This window comes from Inquilinus ginsengisoli (assembly GCF_031453975.1).
Lineage (GTDB): Bacteria > Pseudomonadota > Alphaproteobacteria > DSM-16000 > Inquilinaceae > Inquilinus > Inquilinus ginsengisoli_A.
Window position 1 is genome coordinate 240,832 of the sequence record NZ_JAVDPW010000003.1, and the last position, 17,910, is coordinate 258,741.

The following is a 17,910-nucleotide window of genomic DNA, read 5'->3' on the forward strand; positions in this document are numbered from 1 at the left end:
CGGTTCCGCCTCGCCCCGCTGCAAAAAATGGCTGCTCTCAACCGCTTTTGCCGGCCGGCTCGATTGCGCCCTGAGCCAGCAGCGCGTCCAGCAGCGCCGCGGCGCCGGGGTTGGCCCAGGCCGCCTTGGCCTGATCCGCCGCCAGCCTTCCGTCGCCGCACAGCCGCATCGCCGTGTCCGCCGCGATGCCGGCGGGGGTCGCATGGGTCTCGCCATCGGCGAACAGGGTGACGCCGACGCCGGCGCGGGCGAAGGCGAGTCGGCTGCCGATCGCCCGCTTCAGCGCACCGGCCGGCCGGCGCTTGCGCGGCGGCGGGGCCTCGCGCTCCTCCTTCGGCTCGGTCAGCAGGCTGCCCAGCCATTCCGCCAGGAAGCCGCGATCCTCCAGCTTCTCGGCCAGCAGCGCCCGCACCCGCTCGATCGCCGCATCCGGGATCTCGCCGGGATTCTCCGGCGGCGCCAGGTCAGGGTCGGCATAGCGCCGCTCGTCGCCGTCGGCGTCGCCGATCGCGGCAGCGAAGCGGCCGGCCAGCTCGGCCACGCTGGGCGCGCGGAAGCCGATCGAGAAGGTCAGGCAGTCATCCTCGGCGATGCCGTCATGGGCCCAGCCCGGCGGCAGGTACAGCATGTCGCCGGGCTCCAGCACCCATTCCTCGGCGGGCTGGAAATCGGCCAGCAGCTTCAGCGGCTGGTCGGGCAGCCAGGCCGGGCGGATCTCAGCCGCGCCGCCGATCCGCCAGCGCCGCCGGCCGAGGCCCTGCAGCAGGAACACGTCGTACTGGTCGACATGGGCGCCGACGCCGCCGCCCGGCGGGGCGTAGCTGACCATGACGTCGTCCAGCCGCCAGTCGGGCACGAAGCGGAAGCGGTCGCGCAGGGCGGCCACCGCCGGCTCCCACAGGTCGACGCCCTGCACCAGCAGCGACCAGTCCTTGGCCGGAAGCTTGGCGAAGTCGCTCTCCTCGAACGGGCCGTGCCGCATCGCCCATTTGCCGCGCCGGCGGGTCACCAGCCGGCTCTCCACCCCTTCCTCGCAGGCCAGGCCGGCCAGCTCGTCGGGCGTGATCGGGCTGGTCCAGCCCGGGATCGCCTGGCGGATCAGCAGCGGCGACTTCTGCCAGTGGCGGGCCAGGAATTCGGCGGCGGACAGGCCGCCGAGCAGGGGATCGGTCATGGGCTTGGGGATTCGCTCAGGGTGACGAGGCGGCGCCACTCTACCGGGTCGATCCGTCCTCGCCCAGCGATCGCTCAGCCGTGCTAGCATCCGGCCCAACCAGACACCGGAGGATGTCATGAGTGCGAATGATCCCGTCGTCATCGCCGGCGCGGCCCGGACCCCGATGGGCGGCTTCCAGGGCGAGCTCAGGGATGTGCGCGCGCCGCAGCTCGGCGCCGTCGCCATCCGCGCGGCGCTGGAGCGCGCCGGCCTGGCCGCCGATGCGGTGGACGAGGTGGTGATGGGCTGCGTGCTGCCGGCCGGGCTGGGCCAGGCCCCGGCGCGCCAGGCGGCCCGCGGCGCCGGCCTGCCCGACGCGGTGCCCTGCACCACGGTCAACAAGATGTGCGGCTCCGGCATGAAGGCGGTGATGCAGATCCACGACGCCATCGCCGCCGGGTCGATCGGCATCGGCGTGGCCGGCGGGCTGGAGAGCATGACCAACGCGCCCTATCTGCTCGACCGCGCCCGCGGCGGCTACCGCATGGGCCATGGCCGGGTGCTGGACCACATGTTCCTCGACGGGCTCGAGGACGCCTATGAGCCGGGCCGGCTGATGGGCACCTATGCCGAGGACACGGCGCAGCACTACCAGTTCACCCGCGAGCAGCAGGACCGCTTCGCCCTGACCAGCCTGGAGCGGGCGCGCAAGGCGTCGGAGGACGGCACCTTCGCCCGCGAGATCGCGCCGGTGACCGTGAAGGGCAGGGGCGGCGAGTCCCTGCTGTCGATCGACGAGCAGCCGCGCACCGCCCGGCCGGAGAAGATCCCGACCCTGAAGCCCGCCTTCCGCCCGGACGGCACGGTGACGGCGGCGAATTCCAGTTCGATCTCCGATGGCGGCGCGGCGCTGGTGCTGCTGCGGCGGTCGGAGGCCGAGCGGCGGGGCCTGCCGGTGCTGGCCGAGATCAAGGGCCATGCCAGCCACGCCCGGGCCCCGGCCTGGTTCACCACCGCGCCCATCGGGGCGATGGAGACCCTGTTCCAGAAGACCGGCTGGGCCGCCGGCGACGTCGACCTGTTCGAGATCAACGAGGCCTTCGCCGTGGTCACCATGGCGGCGATGCACGATCTCGGCCTGCCGCACGACAAGGTCAACATCCATGGCGGCGCCTGCGCCCTCGGCCACCCGGTCGGGGCGTCCGGCGCGCGCATCCTCGTCACCCTCCTGAACGCGCTGCAGACCCATGGCCTGAAGCGCGGCGTCGCCGCTTTGTGCATCGGCGGCGGCGAGGCCACGGCGGTGGCGGTCGAGCGGGTCGCGGCCTAGCGACTGCACTTTCACTGTCATCCTCGGGCTTGACCCGAGGATCCAGGGGCTTTCAAGAGCGGCTCTTGGTGGCCCCTGGATTGCCCGGTCAAGCCGGGCAATGACGGTTTAGGGTGGTCATTCGGCGGGCTACTCCGCCGCCGGCTCGACCACCCGCTGCTGCCGCCCCCACAGCGCGGCGTAGAGGCCGCCGCGGGCCAGCAGGGCGGCATGGCTGCCGCGCTCGGCGATGCGGCCATGGTCCAGCACCAGGATCTCGTCGGCATGCACCACGGTGGACAGGCGATGGGCGATGATCAGCGTGGTGGTGCCGCGCGACGCCTCGGCCAGCCGCTCCTGGATCGCCTGCTCGGTGGCGCTGTCGAGCGACGACGTCGCCTCGTCGAAGATGAACAGCCGCGGCTGCTTCAGCACCGCCCGGGCGATCGCGACGCGCTGCTTCTCGCCGCCCGACAGCTTCAGCCCGCGCTCGCCGACCATGGTCTCCCAGCCATCCGGCAGGCCGGCGACGAAGCGGTCCAGCTGGGCGATCCGCGCCGCGTCCTCGACTTCCTCGTCCGTGGCGTCCGGCCGGCCGAAGGCGAGGTTGTCGCGCAGCGTCTCGTTCAGCAGGACGGTGTCCTGCGGCACCACGGCGATGGCGCCGCGCAGCGAGGCCTGGGTGATGTCGCGCAGATCCTGCCCGTCCAGCAGGATGCGGCCGCCGCTGGGGTCGTAGAAGCGGAACAGCAGCCGGGCGATGGTCGATTTGCCGGCGCCCGAGGCGCCGACGATCGCCAATGTCCGCCCGGCCGGGATGGCGAAGCCGACATCCCGCAGGATCGGCCGGCGCGGGTCGTAGGCGAAGGAGACATGCTCGAACGCCAGCTCGCCCCGTCCGGCCGCCAGCGGCCGGGCGTCCGGCGCGTCGGTCACCTCCGGCGCCTCGTCGAGCAGCGCGAACATCTGCTCGACCGAACCCAGCGAGTTGCGGATCACCCGGTACAGCCGGCTCAACTGCTCCAGCGGCCGGGCGAGGCGGACGAAATAGGTGTTCAGGAGCACGAGGTCGCCGACCGTCATGGTGCCCGCCTGCACCGCCCTGCCGCCGAGGATCAGCAGGATGGCCAGGCCGACGCTCAGCACCGTCATCTGGGCGATGCCGTTCAGGCTGCGCAGCGCCAAACCCCGCGCGGCCAGCCGCTCGACCTCCTCCAGCCGCTCATCGTAGCGCCGGCCGATCGCGCCCTCGGCGCCGAAATACTTCACCGTCTCGTAGTTGATCAGGCTGTCGATGGCGACGGCATGGGCGCTGCTGCTCTCCCGGTTCATGCTGCGGATGGTGCTGCGCAGGCTGTCGGCGCCCAGGGTCATCGCCCAGGCGAAGGCGGCGAGGGTGGCGGCGGTGACCAGGGCGTAGAACGGCGGCAGATGCGCCAGCAGGATGATGCAGGTGGCGGCGATCTCGATCAGCAGCGGCAGGATGCGGAAGGCGACGTCGTAGATCAGCTCGCGGATGCCGGACAGGCCGCGGCCGAGATCCTCGCTGACCGCGCCGGTGCGGCGGCCGAGATGGAAGCGCAGCGACAGCCCGTGGAGATGGGTGAAGAAGGTGCGGCTCAGCCGCCGCACCAGCCGGTGCTCGATCGGGCCGTAGGCGGCGTATTGCAGCTCGCCCAGGATGCGGCCGACCCAGGAGGCGAGGGCATAGGCGGTGATGATGCCGATGCCGCCGACCGCCCAGGGGTTGGCGCGGCCGGCATAGGAATCGATGGCGAAGGAGAACAGCAGCGGCACCAGCGCCACCGCGAAGGACGACAGGAACACCAGCGCGACGCAGGCCAGGATGCGCAGCCGCACGGGCCAGCTCTCGCCCTGCCACAGATAGGGCATCACCCGGCGCAGCGTCGCGAAGTCGCCGGGCCGCGCCCTGTGGTCGCCCCGGGGCGGTGTCATCGACATCGATCAGTTCCCGTTCGGCCGGATCCGCATCCCTCCATCCTAAACGCAGCCGGGCCGCAGGTCCGTCGCCGATCGCCGGCTTGGTCGGAAAGCGCCTTCGCTCTAGGCTCGGCTGCAGCGGAACAGGAGACCCCGATGCCGTCGCCGATCGAGTTCTATTTCGACTTCGCCAGCCCCTATGGCTATCTCGCCGCCACGCAGATCGACGCGCTGGCCGCCCGGCACGGCCGCACGGTGGCGTGGAAGCCGGTGCTGCTGGGGCCGATCCTCAAGCACACCGGCGGCCAGCCCAACCGCGCCATCCCGCTGCGCGGCCCTTATATGGAGGCAGATGCGCCGCGCTTCGCCGCCTATCTCGGCGTGCCTTTCACCGCTCCGGCGCAGTGGCCGATCGCGGCCCTGGCCCCGTCGCGCGCGGTCTGGTGGCTGGCCGATCGGGAGCCCGGCAAGGCGCACGACCTCGCCGCCGCGCTCTACGACGCGCATTGGGGCCGCGGCGAGGACATTGCGGCGCCGGAGGCCGTGACCCGCATCGCCGCCGGCCTCGGCCTGCCGGAAGCCGAGACCGCCGCGGCGATCCAGGCTCCGGAGGTCAAGGACCGGCTGCGCGCCGAGACCGAGGCGGCGATGGCCAAGGGCGTGTTCGGCTCGCCCTTCTTCCGGCTCGACGGCGAGGGATTCTGGGGCGCCGACCGCCTCGATCACCTCGCTTGGCGGCTGAAGGCCGGCGCTTCTTAACGTACGGGCGTCGGCTTGTAGTAGTCCGGCGCCCAACCCTTGCCGCTCCAGCGCATCAGCTTGTCGCCGTCGACCAGCAGGTCGCGCTTGCCGGCGGAGGAACTCGGCGCCAGCGCGAAGCTGTGGGCCTTGCCGTCGGCCACCGGCGTCAGCGACTGGCTGCCTTCGGACAGGATCTCCCACGGGCAGCCGGTGGCGTCGCAATGCTTGGCGTCGTTCCAGAATACGATCACGTCGGGCTGCAGCTGCGCCGGCTTCTCGTCCAGCTCGACCTCGGCGACCTGGAACGGCGCGTTGCGCCAGTCGATCACCGCCGGCGCCACCATCGGCGCATAGCGGGCCTCGAGCATCGGGATCAGCCGGTCGGGGATCGGGTCCAGCCATTGCAGCGCGGCCGGCGGTGTCGCCGGCGTCGGCGCGGTCGGGGTGTCGGGAGCCGTGGTCGCGGGAGTCGTGGTCGCGGCCTGGGCCGGCGGCGCGGCCCCGATGGGCGTCGGCGGGGTTGCGGTGACGGTCTTGCCGCCGCTGGCCAGATGGGCCACGGTCTCCACCGTCAGGCCGTTCTGGGCCTGCAAGCCGGCCCTGGTCTGATAGTCGCTCAAGGCGTCGAGGGTGCGGCGCCCGAGCACGCCGTCGGCCTGGCCGAGCCGGTAGCCCAGCGCCGTCAGGCTGCCCTGCACCGCCCCGATCTCGGCGCGGTCGAATTCGACCTGGGCGGTATCGAAGATGTAGGTGCCGGGGATGGCGGGGGCGCCCTGGCAGTTCGGCGGCAGCGCGTTCTTCGCCTCGATCGCGGCGCCGCGGCCGTCGAAGCGGATTGCCAGGGTGGCGCCGCTGTTGCTGGTCCAGGTCAGCGTGTCGCCGTCCGGCTTCGCCGCGCCGGCCATCAGGCACACCGCGTTGCGGCTGGAGCGGTGCAGCAGGAAGGCGACGGTGCCGTCCGGTGCGGGCTCGACCAGCAGCCGGATCGGCGCGTTTCCGCCGGCGACATAGGTGCCGGGCTCGATGGTGGCGGCGGCGGCGATGCCGGCCCATCCGGCCGTCGCGGCCAGGCAGGCCAGGGCAAGGGTTGAGCGCATCCGGTGGTCTCCAGTTCATCTTGTTGCCTGCCAAACGTCTGTGGTGCAGGTCCGGTTCCGATTCCGCTGGGGTGACGGCGGCGGCGCGATCGGTTAAACCGCCACGTCCCGATGGAAGATGCAGCGATGTCCGAGACCCGAATCGTCAAGCCTCAGCCGATCAGCGGCTTCCCCGAATGGCTGCCGGAGGAGAAGCTGGTCGAGGACCATATCCTGCGCATCATCCGCGAGGAGTATGAGCGCTACGGCTTCACCCCGATCGAGACCTCGGCGGTGGAGCGGCGCGAGATCCTGACCGCCAAGGGCATCGTCGAGAAGGAGATCTACGCCCTGTCCCGGCTGGCGGCCGGCGAGGGCGAGGACCCGTCGACCGACATGGCGCTGCATTTCGACCTGACGGTGCCGACCGCGCGCTACGTCGCCCAGAACTCGGCGCGGCTGACCTTCCCGTTCCGGCGCTACCAGATCCAGAAGGTGTGGCGCGGCGAGCGGCCGCAGGCCGGGCGGTTCCGCGAATTCTACCAGGCCGACATCGACGTCATCGGCAACGGCACGCTGGGCCTGTTGAACGATGCCGAGATCCCCTGCGTCATCAACGCCATCTTCGCCCGTATCGGCATCGGCGAATTCCTGATCCGCATCAACAACCGCAAGCTGCTGCAGGGCTATCTGCTCGACCAGGGGCTGACGGCGGAGGGCGTCGGCGCGGCGCTGAAGGTGATCGACGCGATCGAGAAGGTCAGCCGCGAGCGGACCCTGGCCGACCTTGCCACCCATGCCGGCGTCGATGCGGCGACGGCGGAGCGGATCATCGCCCTGGTCACCCGGCCGGTGACGATCGACGATCTGCGCGCGATCGAGGGCGGCGACCTCTACCGCGAGGGGCTGGACGAGCTCGGCCAGGTCGCCGACGGCCTCGCCGCCTTCCAGGTGCCGGCACATCGCTGGCGCATCGACCTCGCCATCGTTCGCGGCCTCGACTATTACACCGGCACGGTCTACGAGACCCAGCTGGTGGCGAACCCGGAGGTCGGCAGCATCTGCTCCGGCGGCCGCTACGAGGACCTGGCCAGCAACTACACCAAGCAGAAGCTGCCGGGCGTCGGCATCTCGATCGGCGTCACCCGGCTGCTGTCGCGCCTGCTCGATGCCGGTCTGCTCAAGACCGGCGCCGCCACCCCGGCTAAGGTGCTGGTGACGGTGATGGACCGGGCGCAGCTGCCCTACTACCTCGGCCTGGCCACGGCGCTGCGGGCCGGCGACATCGCCACCGAGCTGTTCACCGAAGGCAAGAAGGTCGGCGACCAGCTGAAATACGCCGACAAGAAGGGCTTCCGCCTGGCCGTGATCGCCGGCGAGACCGAGATCGCCTCGGGCAGCGTGGTGCTGAAGAACCTGTCCACCGGCGAACAGGCGACCCATCCGCAGGCCGGTCTGGTCGAGGCCGTGCGGCAGGCCCTGGCCGGCTAGCCATGGAGCTGCCGGCCGCCCTGCGCAGCGCGGTCGACCGGGCGCTCGAAGGCGTCGCCCTGGTGGATCTTTCCGCGGCGTCGGCGCGGCTGTCGCAGCGCTACCGGGCCGAACTGCGCGACGGCCGTTTCCATGTCGATGGCGACCTTGCGGCCCGGGCCTATCTGGCGACCCGATTGCCGGCCACCTATGCCGCGATCCGCGCCTGCCTCGACGCCGTCGCCGACCTCCGTCCGGATTTCGCGCCGGCCAGCCTGCTCGACGCCGGCGCCGGGCCGGGCACCGGGTTCTGGGCCGCGGCCGAGGCCTGGCCGGACCTTGCCGGCGCCACCCTGTTGGAGGGCAGCGCCGCCTTCCGCGACTGGGGCGCGCGCCTGGCCGAAGGCAGCGCCCTGCCGCCGGCCGACTGGCGCGCCGCCGACCTGGCCCGGGCGCTGCCGGATTTGCCGGCCCATGACCTCGTCATCCTGTCCTATGTGCTGGACGAGCTGGCGCCCGACCGCCGTGCCGCCCTGGTCGACGGGCTGTGGGCGGCCACCGCCGACGTGCTGCTGCTGGTCGAACCCGGCACCCCGGCCGGCTGGCGCCGCATCCTCGACGCCCGCAGCCGGCTGATCGCGTCCGGCGGCCATGTCGTCGCGCCATGCCCGCATGACCGCGCCTGCCCGCTGGTCGAGCCCGACTGGTGCCACTTCGCCCAGCGCGTCGCCCGCTCGCGCATCCACCGCCAGGCCAAGGGCGGCGAGGTGCCGTGGGAGGACGAGAAATTCGCCTATGTCGCGGTGTCGCGTCGCCCGGGGGCGCCGATCGCCGGCCGCGTCATCACCCCGCCGCGTGGCGCCGGGTCCCGCATCGACCTCAGGCTGTGCGGGCCGGACGGCGTGGTCGAGCGCACGGTGACCAAGCGCGACGGCGCCCTGCTGAAGACCGCCCGGCGGCTGAAATGGGGCGACGCGCTAGGCCCCGGCGCGTAGCCTGGGATCGCTGCTGCGGCAACCGGCAGCGGAAAAGGACACATCTTGCGCATCGCCATGCTGGCGCCGATCTCCTGGCGCACGCCGCCGCGCCATTACGGCCCGTGGGAGCTGGTGACCAGCCTGCTGACCGAGGCGCTGGTGGCGCGCGGCATCGACGTCACCCTGTTCGCCACCCGCGACAGCCTGACGGCGGGCACGCTGGCCGGCGTGTGCCCGGCGCCCTATTCCGAGGACCCCACGATCGATGCGAAGGTGTGGGAGATGCTGCACGTCGCCCATGTCTTCGAGCGGGCGGGCGAGTTCGACCTGATCCACAACCAGGCCGATTTCGTGCCGCTCGCCTTTTCGCGGCTGGTGGCGACGCCGGTGGTGACGACGATCCACGGCTTTTCCTCCGCCCGCATCCTGCCTGCGTTCAAGGCTTATGAGGACCGGGTCCATTACGTCGCCATCAGCGATGCCGACCGCAGCCCGGAGCTGCGCTACGCCGCGACCATCCACCATGGCATCCGGCTCCAGGATTTTCCGTTCGACCCGCAGGGCAGCGACGATCTGCTGTTCTTCGGCCGTATCCACCCGGACAAGGGTGCGGCGGAGGCGATCGCGGTTGGCCACCGGACGGGGAGGCGGCTGGTGATGGCCGGCATCGTCCAGGACCAGGGCTATCACGACAGGCAGGTCGCGCCCGCGCTCGACGGCCGGTCCGTGGTCTATCGCGGCCCGCTGGGCGGGACCGATCGCACCGACACGCTGGGCGCGGCGCGGGCCCTGCTGCACCTGGTCAATTTCGACGAGCCGTTCGGCCTGTCGGTGGTCGAGGCGCTGGCCTGCGGCACCCCGGTCATCGCCAGCAACCGTGGCTCGATGCCGGAACTGATCGACCACGGCGTGACCGGCTTCCTGGTCGACAGCGTCGACGAAGCGGTGGCCGCGATCGGCCGGATCGGCGAGATCGACCGCGCCGCCTGCCGCGCGGCGGTGGCGGCCCGCTTCACCGTCGACCGCATGGCCGACCGCTACCTCGCGCTGTACCGGTCGATCCTGGGCTGAGCGGTAAATGTTGGGTTCGCAACCGCGAACCCAACCTGCGCGCTCACGCCAAACCAATGACCGTCATCCCCGCGAAAGCGGGGATCTCGTCACAGCCTGATCGGATGGAGATTCCCGCTTTCGCGGGAATGACGATGGTGGCGAAGGCGAAGCCGGCTCTGCGTCAGTCGGCTTCTACGACAGACGCGTGGTTGCGCAGCTCCTCGATGAACACGCGGCTGTTCTCGGTGTAGTCGATCGGCACGCTGACCAAATGCATCCCGCCCTGGGTGAAGGCCTTCTCCAGCGTCGGCACGAACGCCTCCGCCGACTCGATCTTCCAGCCGGTGGCGCCATAAGCCTGGGCGTAGGTCACGAAATCCGGGTTGCCGAAGGTCAGGCCGAAATCGGTGAAGCCCTGGGCCTCCTGCTTCCAGCGGATCATGCCGTAGGCGTTGTCGACCAAGATCACCACGACCAGGTTCAGCTTCAGCCGGATCGCGGTCTCCAGCTCCTGCGAATTCATCATGAAGCCGCCGTCGCCGCACACCGCCATCACCCGGCGGTCGGGGTGCAGCATCGCCGCCACCATGGCCGAGGGCAGGCCGGCACCCATGGTCGCCAGGGCGTTGTCCAGCAGGATGGTGTTGGCGACATGGGTGCGGTAGCTGCGCGCGAACCAGATCTTGTACATGCCGTTGTCGAGCGCGACGATGCCGTCATCCGGCAGCACCTTGCGCACGTCGTGGACGATGCGCTGCGGCACCAGCGGGAAGCGATCGCTGGTGCCGTCCGCCGCCACCTTCTCGAGGATGGTGTGGCGCACGGCGGCAAAGGCGGCCGCCGCGGTCGGGTGGGCGCCGCCGAACTGGTCGGCGATGCGGCCCAGCGCCTCGCCGATGTCGCCCACCACCTCGTGGTCCGGGAAGTACACCTCGGCGATCGCCGCCGGCTGGAAGCCGACATGGATCACCTTCTGGGTCGGGGTCTCCATCAGGAAGGGCGGCTTCTCGACCACGTCGTGGCCGATCGCCAGGATCAGGTCGGCCTTGCCCACCGCGTCGTGCAGGTAGTCGCCCTCGGACAGGGCGGCGGTGCCGATGTAGAGGCCGGAATTGCCGTCGACCGCGCCCTTGCCCATCTGGGTGTTGAAGAACGGGATGCCCATGCGGCGCACGAAGTCGGACAGCGCCGGCACCAGGTGGTGCCGGTTGCCGGCGGCGCCGATCATCACCAGCGGGCGCTGCGCCGCGCGCAGCATGTCGACCGCGGTGGCGACCGCCGTCTCGGCGGCCACCGGCACCTGCACGGCGTGCGGCGTCACCGGCTCCAGCCCCTCGGGCGCCGGGGCGGCGGCGATGTCCTCCGGCAACTCCAGATGCACCGGGCCCGGCCGCTCCTCCTGGGCGATGCGGAAGGCGTTGCGCACCAGGGTCGGGATCGAGGCGGTGCTGACGATCTGGCGCGACGACTTGGTCAGCGGCCGCATGGTGGCGACGATGTCGACGATCTGGAACTGCGCCTGGCGGCTCTTCAGGATCGGCTTCTGGCCGGTGATCATCACCATCGGCATGGCGCCCAGCAGGGCATAGGCGGCGCCGGTGGTCAGGTTGAGGGCGCCGGGCCCCAGTGTGGTCAGGCAGACGCCGGCTTTGCCGGTCAGCCGGCCATAGGTCGCGGCCATGAAGGCGGCCGACTGCTCGTGCCGGGTGACCACCAGCTGGATGCCGTAGCGGCGCAGCGATTCGACGATGTCGAGATTCTCCTCGCCGGGCACGCCGAAGACGCGGTCCACGCCCTCCTTGACCAGGGCGTCGACGAGCAGATCGGACCCGGTGGGCTGCGCGGCCATGTCGTACCTCTTCCATAAAAACGGAGCGATGTCGCCGTGAGGATAGGCCGGTCAGCGCGCCGATGACATGACCTCGCTGCAGGGCAGACGGACGCGCTGCGCACGCGCGGCATGGCGGGGACAGCGATCACCGTCGCAATTTCCTATGATAGCAAAGTGCTATCATTGACCCAGCTTTGCCGAAGGTATTTCCTCCGCCCATGCAGGATGGGACCGCCATGCAAGACGGATTGCCGCCGGACTGGGACACCAGGCCGATCGCCGACCGGCACCGGCCGGGGCTGGAGGCGCTGGCCCTCTGGCTGGTCGAGGCGTCGCGGCAGCCGGTGCCGCTCAAGGGTCTGTTCCCGGGATTCTGCGAGCGGGTGGCGCAGACCATCGTCCCGGTCTGGCGGGTGCATATCGGGCTCGAGGTGCTGCACCCCGAGATCAGCGGCACCATGCTGGTCTGGAGCGACGAGGCCATCGAGTTCCGGGAGCGCGAGCGCCAGGGCATCATGCAGAGCACGGGCTATCTCACCAGCCCGACCAAGATCGTCGACGACACCGAGCGGGCGTATCGCCGGCGGCTCGATGCCGATGTCAGCGACCTGCCGCTGCTGCAGGAGCTGCAGCAGCAGGGCTCCACCGACTACCTGATCACGCCGCTGCCCTTCCTCGACACCAGCCGCACCCGCTTCCTGTCCTTCGCCACGCGGCAGGCGGGGGGCTACGACGACGACGACCTCAAGGCGCTCGACACCGCCGCCCGGCTGTTCAGCCCCTATGCCGAACGCCAGGTGTGGAAGCGGATCGCGCTCGACCTGCTCGACACATATGTCGGCGCCCGCACCAGCCAGCGCATCGTCGAAGGCCAGGTCGAACGCGGCCAGGTCGACTGGATCGAAGCCGCGATCTGGCTGGCCGACATGCGCGCCTTCACCCGGCGCAGCGAGGTCCATGCCATCCGCGATGTGGTCGACATGCTGAACAGCTGGTTCGGCGACATGGCCGTGGCGATCGAGGCTGAAGGCGGCGAGATCCTGAAGTTCATCGGCGACGCGGTGCTGGCGATCTTCCCGGTGACGCCGGAGATCGACCGCGGCGCCGCCTGCGCCGCTGCCCTGGCTGCGGCCGAAGCCTTCTGCGCCAGGGCCGATGCGGCCAATGCCGAGCGCGGGCTGGTGGGGCCGGACGCGGTCGATTTCGGCGTCGGCCTGCATGTCGGCGAAATCGCCTACGGCAACATCGGCGCGGCGCGGCGTCTGGACTTCACCGTGATCGGCCCGGCGGTGAACCGCGCCAGCCGGCTGGAGGAGCTGACCAAGACCCTGCACCGCCGGGTGCTGATGTCGGAGCCGTTCCGCGATGCCTGCGGCCGGCCGCTGGTGGACCTCGGCGAGCACGTGCTGCGCGACGTCGAAGGCACCCACCGGATTTTTGGGGTGGGGTAGCTCTAATACTGTCATTGCCCGGCTCGACCGGGCAATCCGGGGGCCACCGAGAGCCGCTCTGGCCGCCCCTGGATGCCACGGTCAAGCCGTGGCATGACAATAGAAAGGTTGTGCACCAGAACCTTTCGCAGTCGTCCGCCGCGACCCTCTTTCAACAGCGACAGGCCCATCATGAAAGCCGTGGTCTTCGAACAGTTCGGCCAGCTTCCGACCGTGCAGACCGTGCCCGACCCGACGCCGGCGCCGGGCGGTGTGGTGGTCAAGGTCGAGGCGACCGGGCTGTGCCGCAGCGACTGGCATGGCTGGATGGGGCACGATGCCGACATCGTGCTGCCGCATGTGCCGGGGCATGAGCTGGCCGGCACCATCGTGGCGGTCGGGCCGCAGGTGCAGCGGTGGCGCATCGGACAGCGGGTCACGGTGCCCTTCGTGGCCGGCTGCGGCCATTGCCCGGAATGCGCCAGCGGCAACCAGCAGGTGTGCGAACGGCAGTTCCAGCCCGGCTTCACCGCCTGGGGTTCCTTCGCCGAATATGTCGCGCTCGATTTCGCCGATGCCAACCTGGTGGCGCTGCCGGACGACCTGGATTCGGCGACGGCGGCCAGCCTGGGCTGCCGCTTCGCCACCTCCTTCCGCGCCATCGTCGACCAGGGCCGGACCAAGGCGGGGGACTGGGTCGCGGTGCATGGCTGCGGCGGCGTCGGGCTGTCGGCGATCATGATCGCCAGCGCCGTGGGCGCCAATGTCGTGGCGGTCGACCTGACGGAGCAGAAGCTCGATCTCGCCCGGCAGCTCGGCGCGGTGGCGACGGTCAACGCCGCCACCTCGGCCAATGTCGTGCACGAGATCCGCGACCTGACCGGCGGTGGCGCGCATGTCTCGGTCGACGCGCTCGGCCATCCCGCCACCTGCATGAATTCGATCCGGTCCTTGCGCCGCCGCGGCCGCCATATCCAGGTCGGGCTGATGCTGGGCGACCACGCCCGGCCGCCGCTGCCGATGGACCGGGTGATCGCCTATGAGCTGGAGATCCTGGGCAGCCACGGCATGCAGGCGTTCCGCTACCAGGCGATGCTCGACATGATCGGCACGGGCAAGCTCGCGCCGCAGCAGCTGATCGGCAGCCGCATCGCCCTCGACGAGGCGCCGCTGGCCCTGACCCAGATGGACCGCTTCGACGGCACCGGCATCGCCGTCGTCACGCGGTTCTGAGGGGGCGGCCCGCGACCCTATTTTTCTTGTCATGCCACGGTCAAGCCGGGCAATGACAATAGGAGGAGCGAATCCTTACAGCTTCCCAGCGCCGAGGATCAGGCGCAGGCCGAGGGCGCCCATGACGGTGCCGGCGACGCGGTCGAACCAGCGCTTCCAGCGCAGATAGGCGGCGCGCGGCCGGTCGGAGGAGAAGGCGAGGGCGACGATGGCGTACCAGCCGGCCTCGATCGCGAAGATCGCCGGCAGCAGCACGGCGAAGGTCCAGGCCGGCACATGCGCCGGCAGGAAGGCGGCGAAGATGCTGCCATAGACGATCGCGGCCTTGGGGTTGCTGAGCTGGGTCACCGCCGCCATGGTGAAGGACCGGCGGACGCTGCGCGGCCGTCCGTCCGCCGTCTTCGGCACCGTGATCGGCTTGGCCGCGGTGCGCCACAGCCCGAGGGCGAGCCACAGCAGGTAGAGGCCGCCCAGCACCTTCAGCGTCATGAACAGCCACTCGACCTGGGACAGCAGGGCCTGCAGGCCGAACAGCCCGAGCCCACCATAGACCACGCCGCCGACGCCCATGCCCAACGCGGCCGCGAGCCCGTCGCGGCGCGACAGGGCGATGGCGGTGCGGGTGACGAAGACGAAGCTGGGGCCTGGGCTGGCGGCGCCGACGGCGATGGCACCGAGGATGCTGAGCAGGGGGACGGTCAGGTCCATGATGGGTCTCCGAAGGGGCCGGCTCTCAAGCCGCGCTTTCGATCTCTTCGCCAGCGCCGTGATCGGCATGCAGGCAATGGGCGTGGCTGTGGTCTGCCAGCACTTCGATCACCCGGCAATGGCCGATGGTGCCGTGCCTGCATTGCTCGACCATGCGCTCCAGCTCGATTTTCAGCGCCTCCAGCCGGGCGATGCGGTTCTGCACCTCGGCCAGCTGCTCCTGCGCGATGCGGTCGGCGGTGGCGCAAGGCTGGTGCGGGTCGTCGGCCAGGGTCAGCAGCTGGCGGATGGCGTCCAGCGGGAAGCCCAGCTCGCGGCTGTGGCGGATGAAGGCCAGGCGGTCGCTGTGGGCAGGACCATAGATGCGCTGGTTGCCCAGCGTCCGCGCCGCTTCCGGCATCAGCCCGATCTGCTCGTAGTAGCGGATGGTCTGGACCTTGCAGCCGGTGCGGCGGGCCAGCTCGCCGATCGGCACGGCGTCTCCGCGCGCGGACATGAATTTTCCTCTTGAAGCTCTAGTCGCTGTAGCTCCCATCTTCCTCTGCGACGGTGATTTCGGCAAGGGAGTGCGTCGCCATGGCGATGACCGCGACGAAGGACGGCCAGAGGGCGGGCAGGCAGACGTTGCGCTACCGCGTCGACGGCATGGATTGCCCGAGCTGCGTCGGCAAGCTGGAGACGGCGCTGGGCCGGATCCAGGGTGTCAGCGGCGTCGAGGTCAATTTCGCCACCGGCCTGCTGGCCTTCGGCGCGGACAGGGCCGTCGCCGATGGCCATGCGGTGGAAGACAAGATCCGCGCCCTCGGCTTCACCCCCACCGCGATCGACGACAGTACCGCCACCAAGGCGCCGGCCGCGGCCGAGACCAGGCCGTGGTGGCAGGAGCGCAAGGCCCGGCTGGTCGGCTTCACCGGTCTGCTGCTGGCCGCCGCCTTCGCCGCCTCCACCGCGTTTCCGGCCGAGGCCGAATGGGCCTATGTCGCGGCGGCGCTGATCGGCCTGGTGCCGGTGGTGCGCCGCGCCGCCACCCTGGTCCGCTCCGGCTCGCCCTTCAGCATCGAGACGCTGATGGCGGTCGCCGCGATCGGCGCCATCGCCATCGGCGCCGCCTCGGAAGCCGCGGTCGTGGTGTTCCTGTTCGCCGTCGGCGAGCTCTTGGAGACCGTGGCCGCCGGCCGCGCCCGCCAGGGCATCAAGGCGCTGGTGTCGCTGGTGCCGCGCACCGCGCAGCGCGAGGTCGACGGTGCGCTGGCCGCCGTGCCGGTCGACGACCTCCGCATCGGCGACATCGTGCTGGTGCGCCCGGGCGACCGGGTGCCGGCCGACGGCACCATCACCGACGGCGCCTCCGACCTCGACGAATCCCCGATCACCGGCGAATCCGTGCCCGTGGCCAAGGCGGTGGGCGACGCCGTCTATGCCGGCAGCATCAATGCCGGCGGCGTGCTGCGGCTGAAGGTGACGCGGGGGGCGGCGGACAACACCATCGCCCGCATCATCCACATGGTCGAGGCGGCGCAGTCCAGCAAGGCGCCGACCGCCCGTTTCATCGACCGGTTCAGCGCCTGGTACACCCCGGCGGCGATGGCGGTGGCGGCGCTGGTGATCGCGGTGCCGCCGCTGGCCTTCGGCGGCGACTGGTCGGTCTGGGCCTATCGCGGCCTGTCGCTGCTGCTGATCGCCTGCCCCTGCGCCCTGGTGCTGTCGACCCCCGCGGCCATCGCCTCCGGCATCGCCGCCGGCACCCGCCGCGGCCTGCTGATCAAGGGCGGCGCGGCGTTGGAGATGCTGGGCAAGGTCAAGGCCGTGGCCTTCGACAAGACCGGCACGCTGACCCGCGGCCGGCCGGAGGTGACCGACATCGTCGCGCTGGACGGAACCGAGGCAGACCTGCTGGCCCAGGCCGCCGCGGTCGAATCCGGCTCCAGCCACCCGCTGGCCCGCGCCATCCTCGACGCCGCCGTCGCGCGGGGCGTGGCGGTGCCTGCCGTGACCGAGGCCTCGGCCATTTCAGGCAAGGCGGTGCTGGGCCGGGTCGGCGGCGCGCTGCTGGCGGTGGGATCGCCGCGCTATGCCGCCGAGCGCGGGCCGCTGCCGGCCGATCTGGCGGGGCGCATCGCCGCGCTGGAAGGGCAGGGCAAGACCGTGGTCGTGCTGCTGGCCGCCGGCCGGCCCCGCGGCTTGATCGCCCTGCGTGACGAGCCGCGCGAGGATGCGGTGGCGGCCATCGCGGCGCTGCGTCGGGCCGGCGTGCGCCCGGTGATGCTGACCGGCGACAACCGCCGCACCGGCGACGCCATCGCGGCCAAGCTCGGCATCGACGTGCAGGCCGAGCTGCTGCCGGACGACAAGCTGGCGGCGATCGGCCGGCTGAAGGCGGCCGGCCCGGTGGCGATGGTCGGCGACGGCATCAACGATGCCCCGGCGCTGGCCGCCGCCTCAGTCGGCATCGCCATGGGCGGCGGCACCGACGTGGCGCTGGAGACGGCGGATGCGGCGCTGCTGAACAACCGCGCCACCGGCGTGGCCGAGCTGATCGGCCTGTCGCGCGCGACCCTGGCCAATATTCACCAGAACATCGCCTTCGCCCTCGGGCTGAAGGGGCTGTTCCTGGTGACCACGGTGCTGGGCGCGACCTCGCTGTGGATGGCGATCCTGGCCGACACCGGCGCGACGGTGCTGGTGACGCTGAACGCGCTGCGGCTGCTGCGCCCGCTGCCGGCGACGAAGGGTGCCGCCGTGGAGGCGGAGCATGCCCGCGGGCACGATCATGAGCACGGCCATGACCATGGGCACGATCACCGGCCGGCGCAGGTCACGGTGGTCGAGGCGGATGATTGCTGCGCCCATGGCGCCTGCAAGCCGGCGCCCCGCGCGGCAGTTCCGGCTGCCGACAGCGTCGCCTGCCGTGTCTGCCGTGCTGTGAACCAGGCCGCGGCGCGCTTCTGCAACCAGTGCGGCCAGGCGATCCTGCCGGGCTGATGC

The 17,910-nt window shown here is 71.1% G+C and carries 14 protein-coding genes; 8 read left to right on the forward strand and 6 right to left on the reverse strand.

Going from position 1 to position 17,910, the window contains the following annotated elements:
• Nucleotides 1-37 precede the first annotated feature (37 nt).
• A complete protein-coding gene (locus E9232_RS08865; RefSeq protein WP_309793475.1) occupies nt 38-1,174 on the reverse strand; it encodes a cupin domain-containing protein in 1,137 nt (378 codons plus the stop codon).
• A 118-nt stretch (nt 1,175-1,292) separates the two neighbouring features.
• On the opposite strand from E9232_RS08865, the gene E9232_RS08870 reads away from it, so the two are divergent.
• Nucleotides 1,293-2,486, forward strand: coding sequence for an acetyl-CoA C-acyltransferase (locus E9232_RS08870; RefSeq protein ID WP_309793477.1), 1,194 nt, complete (start codon nt 1,293-1,295; stop codon nt 2,484-2,486).
• Nucleotides 2,487-2,615: 129 nt separating this feature from the next.
• On the opposite strand, the gene E9232_RS08875 is transcribed toward E9232_RS08870, so the two are convergent.
• On the reverse strand, nt 2,616-4,427 hold the full coding sequence (locus E9232_RS08875; RefSeq protein ID WP_309793478.1) for an ABCB family ABC transporter ATP-binding protein/permease: 1,812 nt from the start codon (nt 4,425-4,427) through the stop codon (nt 2,616-2,618).
• A gap of 135 nt (nt 4,428-4,562) precedes the next feature.
• Here E9232_RS08875 and E9232_RS08880 point away from each other — a divergent pair, with 135 nt between their 5' ends.
• Nucleotides 4,563-5,165, forward strand: coding sequence for a 2-hydroxychromene-2-carboxylate isomerase (locus E9232_RS08880; protein ID WP_309793479.1), 603 nt, complete (start codon nt 4,563-4,565; stop codon nt 5,163-5,165).
• Here the strand turns inward: E9232_RS08880 and E9232_RS08885 are convergent.
• A complete protein-coding gene (locus E9232_RS08885) occupies nt 5,162-6,244 on the reverse strand; it encodes a peptidoglycan-binding domain-containing protein (protein ID WP_309793480.1) in 1,083 nt (360 codons plus the stop codon). The genes E9232_RS08880 and E9232_RS08885 overlap by 4 nt on opposite strands.
• A 126-nt stretch (nt 6,245-6,370) precedes the next feature.
• Between E9232_RS08885 and hisS the strand changes: the two genes are divergently transcribed.
• Genes hisS through E9232_RS08900 form a run of 3 tightly spaced genes read left to right on the forward strand, consistent with a single transcriptional unit; the run spans nt 6,371 to nt 9,741 of the window.
• Nucleotides 6,371-7,714, forward strand: a complete 1,344-nt coding sequence (gene hisS, locus E9232_RS08890) for a histidine--tRNA ligase (RefSeq protein WP_309793481.1) — start codon at nt 6,371-6,373, stop codon at nt 7,712-7,714.
• Nucleotides 7,715-7,716: 2 nt separating this feature from the next.
• A complete protein-coding gene (locus E9232_RS08895) occupies nt 7,717-8,688 on the forward strand; it encodes a small ribosomal subunit Rsm22 family protein (protein ID WP_309793482.1) in 972 nt (323 codons plus the stop codon).
• A 45-nt stretch (nt 8,689-8,733) separates the two neighbouring features.
• Nucleotides 8,734-9,741 carry a glycosyltransferase family 4 protein gene (locus E9232_RS08900; RefSeq protein WP_309793483.1) on the forward strand — a complete coding sequence of 336 codons (1,008 nt, stop codon included), beginning with the start codon at nt 8,734-8,736 and terminating at the stop codon, nt 9,739-9,741.
• Between the two features lie 163 nt (nt 9,742-9,904).
• Here E9232_RS08900 and E9232_RS08905 read toward each other — a convergent pair whose 3' ends face one another.
• On the reverse strand, nt 9,905-11,572 hold the full coding sequence (locus E9232_RS08905; protein ID WP_309793484.1) for an acetolactate synthase large subunit: 1,668 nt from the start codon (nt 11,570-11,572) through the stop codon (nt 9,905-9,907).
• A gap of 218 nt (nt 11,573-11,790) precedes the next feature.
• On the opposite strand from E9232_RS08905, the gene E9232_RS08910 reads away from it, so the two are divergent.
• Together E9232_RS08910 and E9232_RS08915 are read left to right on the forward strand one after the other, a co-directional pair.
• Nucleotides 11,791-13,005, forward strand: coding sequence for an adenylate/guanylate cyclase domain-containing protein (locus tag E9232_RS08910; protein WP_309793485.1), 1,215 nt, complete (start codon nt 11,791-11,793; stop codon nt 13,003-13,005).
• Between the two features lie 171 nt (nt 13,006-13,176).
• Nucleotides 13,177-14,217, forward strand: a complete 1,041-nt coding sequence (locus E9232_RS08915) for a zinc-dependent alcohol dehydrogenase family protein (RefSeq protein ID WP_309793486.1) — start codon at nt 13,177-13,179, stop codon at nt 14,215-14,217.
• 75 nt (nt 14,218-14,292) lie between these two features.
• On the opposite strand, the gene E9232_RS08920 is transcribed toward E9232_RS08915, so the two are convergent.
• Nucleotides 14,293-14,925 carry a LysE family translocator gene (locus E9232_RS08920; protein WP_309793488.1) on the reverse strand — a complete coding sequence of 211 codons (633 nt, stop codon included), beginning with the start codon at nt 14,923-14,925 and terminating at the stop codon, nt 14,293-14,295.
• 25 nt (nt 14,926-14,950) lie between these two features.
• Entirely contained in the window at nt 14,951-15,421 is a 471-nt protein-coding gene (locus E9232_RS08925) for a MerR family transcriptional regulator (RefSeq protein WP_309793489.1), read from the reverse strand.
• A gap of 80 nt (nt 15,422-15,501) precedes the next feature.
• Here E9232_RS08925 and E9232_RS08930 point away from each other — a divergent pair, with 80 nt between their 5' ends.
• Nucleotides 15,502-17,907 carry a heavy metal translocating P-type ATPase gene (locus E9232_RS08930; protein WP_309793491.1) on the forward strand — a complete coding sequence of 802 codons (2,406 nt, stop codon included), beginning with the start codon at nt 15,502-15,504 and terminating at the stop codon, nt 17,905-17,907.
• The last annotated feature ends 3 nt before the right edge of the window (nt 17,908-17,910 follow it).

Excerpts from the sequence above, each read along its gene's own strand:
- E9232_RS08865 (WP_309793475.1), bottom strand. The coding sequence starts at position 1,174 with ATGACCGATCCCCTGCTCGGCGGCCTGTCCGCCGCCGAATTCCTGGCC.
- E9232_RS08870 (WP_309793477.1), top strand. The coding sequence starts at position 1,293 with ATGAGTGCGAATGATCCCGTCGTCATCGCCGGCGCGGCCCGGACCCCG.
- E9232_RS08875 (WP_309793478.1), bottom strand. The coding sequence starts at position 4,427 with ATGTCGATGACACCGCCCCGGGGCGACCACAGGGCGCGGCCCGGCGAC.
- E9232_RS08880 (WP_309793479.1), top strand. The coding sequence starts at position 4,563 with ATGCCGTCGCCGATCGAGTTCTATTTCGACTTCGCCAGCCCCTATGGC.
- E9232_RS08885 (WP_309793480.1), bottom strand. The coding sequence starts at position 6,244 with ATGCGCTCAACCCTTGCCCTGGCCTGCCTGGCCGCGACGGCCGGATGG.
- hisS (WP_309793481.1), top strand. The coding sequence starts at position 6,371 with ATGTCCGAGACCCGAATCGTCAAGCCTCAGCCGATCAGCGGCTTCCCC.
- E9232_RS08895 (WP_309793482.1), top strand. The coding sequence starts at position 7,717 with ATGGAGCTGCCGGCCGCCCTGCGCAGCGCGGTCGACCGGGCGCTCGAA.
- E9232_RS08905 (WP_309793484.1), bottom strand. The coding sequence starts at position 11,572 with ATGGCCGCGCAGCCCACCGGGTCCGATCTGCTCGTCGACGCCCTGGTC.
- E9232_RS08910 (WP_309793485.1), top strand. The coding sequence starts at position 11,791 with ATGCAAGACGGATTGCCGCCGGACTGGGACACCAGGCCGATCGCCGAC.
- E9232_RS08915 (WP_309793486.1), top strand. The coding sequence starts at position 13,177 with ATGAAAGCCGTGGTCTTCGAACAGTTCGGCCAGCTTCCGACCGTGCAG.
- E9232_RS08920 (WP_309793488.1), bottom strand. The coding sequence starts at position 14,925 with ATGGACCTGACCGTCCCCCTGCTCAGCATCCTCGGTGCCATCGCCGTC.
- E9232_RS08925 (WP_309793489.1), bottom strand. The coding sequence starts at position 15,421 with ATGTCCGCGCGCGGAGACGCCGTGCCGATCGGCGAGCTGGCCCGCCGC.
- E9232_RS08930 (WP_309793491.1), top strand. The coding sequence starts at position 15,502 with ATGGCGATGACCGCGACGAAGGACGGCCAGAGGGCGGGCAGGCAGACG.